The organism is Streptomyces sp. NPDC007095 (genome assembly GCF_040634475.1).
In the GTDB taxonomy this organism is placed as follows: domain Bacteria; phylum Actinomycetota; class Actinomycetes; order Streptomycetales; family Streptomycetaceae; genus Streptomyces.
In genome coordinates, this window is record NZ_JBEYFS010000448.1 from 1 (window position 1) to 3,625 (window position 3,625).

A 3,625-nucleotide genomic window follows, 5' to 3' on the forward strand; every position below is an offset into this window, starting at 1 on the left:
CGCCAGGTCATCGGCGGCCACGGACTCGGTCACGGTGTCAGTCACTTGATGTCTCTTCCATGATCATCAATTACACCGGTGAGCGTACAGACCCCAACCGACCTGACCAAGCCCTACTAGGGCCGCGAGGGAGTACCTGGAGAAGGCTGTCGAGGCGGCGTAGAGAGCTGGCGGCGACCGCCGGGTTTGCCTCTTCGCTCCCCGCCTGGGGTCATGGTTCTTGTCGGCGGCGGTGGTCCGCTTCCTGGAGGGCCCTCTTGTGTGTTTCTGCGGCTTCGGGGGGCTGGCCTGCGCGGGCGCTGAGGTCGGCGGACAGCAGTCTGTTGAGAGCACTGGGGTTGGTGCTTTCGGTGTACTCGAGAAGGTGCAGGAGGGCTGTGAGCTCACCCTGGCGGAGGTACAGGTGGGTCAGAGGGTCGGAGGCGCGGGAGACGAGCGCCCGGCGCACGCGGTTTTCGTAGGCGCGCCTGTGCAGGTCGGCGAAGCGGACCTGGGGTTCCTCGAACAGGTAGGGCTGGGCGGGAAGGTAGGGGGCCAGGCTGTCCAGCAGCATGGGGAAGTCGTGGCCCTCCTGACGGTAGGACGGCTGTTCGCTGCTGCCGGCCCTGGCCGGGTCGAGACGGAAAGCGTCGACGAAGGCCGCGACGAGCCGAGGTTCGGGAAGCAGGCCGGCCCCGGGCCACCGGACACCGGACAGGTACCGGTCCTCCTTGCCGGCGGTGTACAGACACCAGCCGGACGTGGCCGCCCAGTGGAGCCCGCTGTCGCCCCCGCCATGCTGATCCTGGAATGCCTGCGAGAACGAGATGGCGGCCTCGACGTCGAGGTACTCGCCGTCCGTGTCGCGCCAGGGACCGCAACTCTGAATCCCGGTCACCGGCAGATCCGCTTCCAGGAGGCACTCGGCGACAGCAGCGGCATAGTGGCCCGCCCGCCTCGAAAGCTCAACTGACATCTGGGGACTCGGTTCGCTGGCCACGGAACTCTCTCTCCGCTGTCGGGATGGGACGGTGACGTCGCCATAGATCGTGCCGGGCCGGATTGGCGTCCGGCGCAGTGGGCGGCGCGCGGCAGCCCGTCCCGGCTCGCGTCCACGGGGTACGGCGGCTGGTGAGGGTAGCGACCTGAACTCGGCGCGGCTCGCACTGCTCCCTGTGTTGCGCCGCGGCGGTGCCGGGGGAGCGGCCGTGGTTGTTCGAGCTCGATTACCTTCTCACGGGCCGTGCGGAAATCTATGTTGGCCAGAGTAGACATTGGGTTGTGGCTTGGTTATGGTTTCTCTCGTAGCCAGGAAGACAGCAGGACCCGGCAGACACGAACTGCCAGGTAGCAGCATGTAGTTGCAGTGCGCAGGACGGTGCGGTGGTGGAGTTTCGGAGCCAGGGTTGTTGCAGGACGGCGACGGGACTGACGACCGGACCGGGTGGCCCGCAGTGATCAGGGGCCGCCGTGAGCAGGACCGCAGTGGCACCACCCGTAAGGGCAGTTCGTGGTACCCAGCAGTGAAGTCAGTAAGCAGTACCTCGGTGAAGGCGTCGGCTGCGGGCGCGCGCACCGGGAAGTTCGGCAGTGGGGTTCTAAGCCAGAGCAGATGCAGGACGGGCGACGGGGCTGGCTGCCGAAGAGTGGTGCTGTCGCAGGCCACTGAGTAGTTCGCATCACCAGCAGTACGCAGTAGAGCAGTACCAGCAGTACGCAGTCCCCGCTCAGTAAGTGATTGATCCCAGAGGGAAGAACGGAGGAGCCAGGCGCCATCAGGATCGCCCGGGCGGTGTTGAGCCCGGGTACCGCAGGACATCGATAGGTAGGTGGTCTCCGGTCACGCATCCGCGATCCCCGCACACGCTTTCATCCCCCGTGAGCTGGTGCGGAAAGAGAGGGCCGGTGCAGTATCAGGGCCGGCAGATGGTGTAGCAGTTCCTTCGGGGCCCTGGTGCCAATGGCACCAGGGCCCCTCCACGCGTTCCACAGAGAGGTGCAATGACAGCAGACGACTCGTTCGGCCGGCTCGATGACGACGACTACCCCGCTTACACCATGGGCCGGGCTGCCGAGATGCTCGGCACCACCCAGGGCTTTCTCCGCGCCATCGGCGAAGCCCGCCTCATCACCCCGCTCCGCTCCGAGGGCGGACACCGCCGCTACTCCCGCTACCAGCTGCGCATCGCCGCCCGCGCCCGGGAGCTCGTCGACCACGGCACCCCCGTCGAGGCCGCCTGCCGCATCGTCATCCTCGAAGACCAGCTTGAGGAAGCCCAGCGCATCAACGCCGAATACCGCCGCGCCGCCGAGTCAGCGAACCCAACGGCCGCGGCCTGAGACGGCGAAAGACCTGCAACTTACCCGCGAGCTTCGCGGCTGCCGCCCACGCATGCTGCCCGGAACGCAAAGCGTTCCGGGCAACTTCGTTTTTTGCGGACACCAACGGCAACCGTCGCATCGGCTGCGGCACAGCACCTTGTCCGGGACAATAGGTGAGCCGGATTTCCGGCAGTTGTGGACAGGTGTCCGCGGCGAATCCACCGACAAGGGTGGTGAAGGGCGCTGAGCAGGATGAATAACCAGGCTGAACGGTGGACCTTCCTGACCAGCCATGCACGGGTACTGCTGACCATTGCCCGCGACCCGGCCGCACGGCTACGGGACATCGCCGCAGCATGCCGGATCACCGAACGCACCGCCCTGGCCATCGTGACCGACCTTGAACAAGCCGACTACCTGCATCGGGAACGGCTCGGGCGACGCAATCAGTACACCCTCCACCTGGACGGATCGTTCCGGCACCCAGCGGAAGCCGGCCTGCCCGTCCGCGCCCTCGTGGGACTCTTCACCGGCCGCGAAGAAGGCGCCGCACCACCCCCGCCGCGCAAATCGCTGCCGCCCCAAGGAGGACTCACGAGGTCCTCGTTGGGAGAATGATCCATCACGGTCTCCGGCGGCTCGGCACTCAGATTCTTCCCGTCCGCCCCGGACAGACCAGTTCATCCGGGAAAAGTCGCACCTGGGGCTGGACCGGTGGTCAGCGCGTCGTGTGAGCCCCCATGGGTTGCGGCTGCTCTTCGGCTGGAGTGATGCGGCTGTGGATGTGGAACCGCAAGGTCGCATCGCCTGGCGCGGGGCGCAGGTCGACGACGACCGGACCAGCGAAGGTATAGCCCTGCTCGGCGGCGTGGCGGCGCACCTGGTTGACCAGGACGGGTTCCACCGGCCACGCGCTTTCCGAAAGCTGCTGGTGGATCTCCGGGAGCAGTTCGATCACGAAGGCGTTGGGCACCACGACCCGTTGCCGACCGACGATCAGGGCGTTGTCGTCACACTGCCGCAGCAGCATGGCCACGGCCTCGCCCCGCTCCTGCTTAGCGGGAAGCAAGAAGCCCCACAGGTTCGTTGTCCACCGCTCCATCACGCGCTCACCGCTCTCGAGGAATCCCATCGCCTGCACCTGCCCCACCGCCGACCAGGCAGGCTCGCCCATAAGGGTGGTCGAAGACCCTTCCGGCAGACAGGCCGAGAGGGCGCTGTCACGTTGGCTGACTGGGTGGGATGATCTTCTGGTTGGTCGTGGTGGAGGGGGATCGTCCGTGGAGAGCGCGTCGCCGTCGTATAGGGGGCACCGTTACCCGGT

Annotated in this window: 4 protein-coding genes; 2 read left to right on the forward strand and 2 right to left on the reverse strand. The window is 66.7% G+C overall.

The window, feature by feature from the left end:
• Positions 1 to 211 precede the first annotated feature (211 nt).
• On the reverse strand, positions 212 to 955 hold the full coding sequence (locus tag ABZ656_RS57010; protein WP_129592446.1) for a DUF6292 family protein: 744 nt from the start codon (positions 953 to 955) through the stop codon (positions 212 to 214).
• A 1,025-nt stretch (positions 956 to 1,980) separates the two neighbouring features.
• Here ABZ656_RS57010 and ABZ656_RS57015 point away from each other — a divergent pair.
• Complete coding sequence (locus ABZ656_RS57015; protein WP_060894326.1) at positions 1,981 to 2,319, forward strand: MerR family transcriptional regulator; 339 nt, start codon at positions 1,981 to 1,983, stop codon at positions 2,317 to 2,319.
• Positions 2,320 to 2,553: 234 nt separating this feature from the next.
• Complete coding sequence (locus tag ABZ656_RS57020; RefSeq protein WP_257016317.1) at positions 2,554 to 2,919, forward strand: MarR family transcriptional regulator; 366 nt, start codon at positions 2,554 to 2,556, stop codon at positions 2,917 to 2,919.
• 100 nt (positions 2,920 to 3,019) lie between these two features.
• On the opposite strand, the gene ABZ656_RS57025 is transcribed toward ABZ656_RS57020, so the two are convergent.
• Entirely contained in the window at positions 3,020 to 3,475 is a 456-nt protein-coding gene (locus tag ABZ656_RS57025; RefSeq protein ID WP_060894324.1) for an FhaA domain-containing protein, read from the reverse strand.
• Between the last annotated feature and the right edge of the window lie 150 nt (positions 3,476 to 3,625).

What these genes read in the sequence shown, in the direction of transcription:
- ABZ656_RS57010 (WP_129592446.1), bottom strand. Translation starts at nt 955, where the DNA reads ATGTCAGTTGAGCTTTCGAGGCGGGCGGGCCACTATGCCGCTGCTGTC.
- ABZ656_RS57015 (WP_060894326.1), top strand. Translation starts at nt 1,981, where the DNA reads ATGACAGCAGACGACTCGTTCGGCCGGCTCGATGACGACGACTACCCC.
- ABZ656_RS57020 (WP_257016317.1), top strand. Translation starts at nt 2,554, where the DNA reads ATGAATAACCAGGCTGAACGGTGGACCTTCCTGACCAGCCATGCACGG.
- ABZ656_RS57025 (WP_060894324.1), bottom strand. Translation starts at nt 3,475, where the DNA reads ATGGGCGAGCCTGCCTGGTCGGCGGTGGGGCAGGTGCAGGCGATGGGA.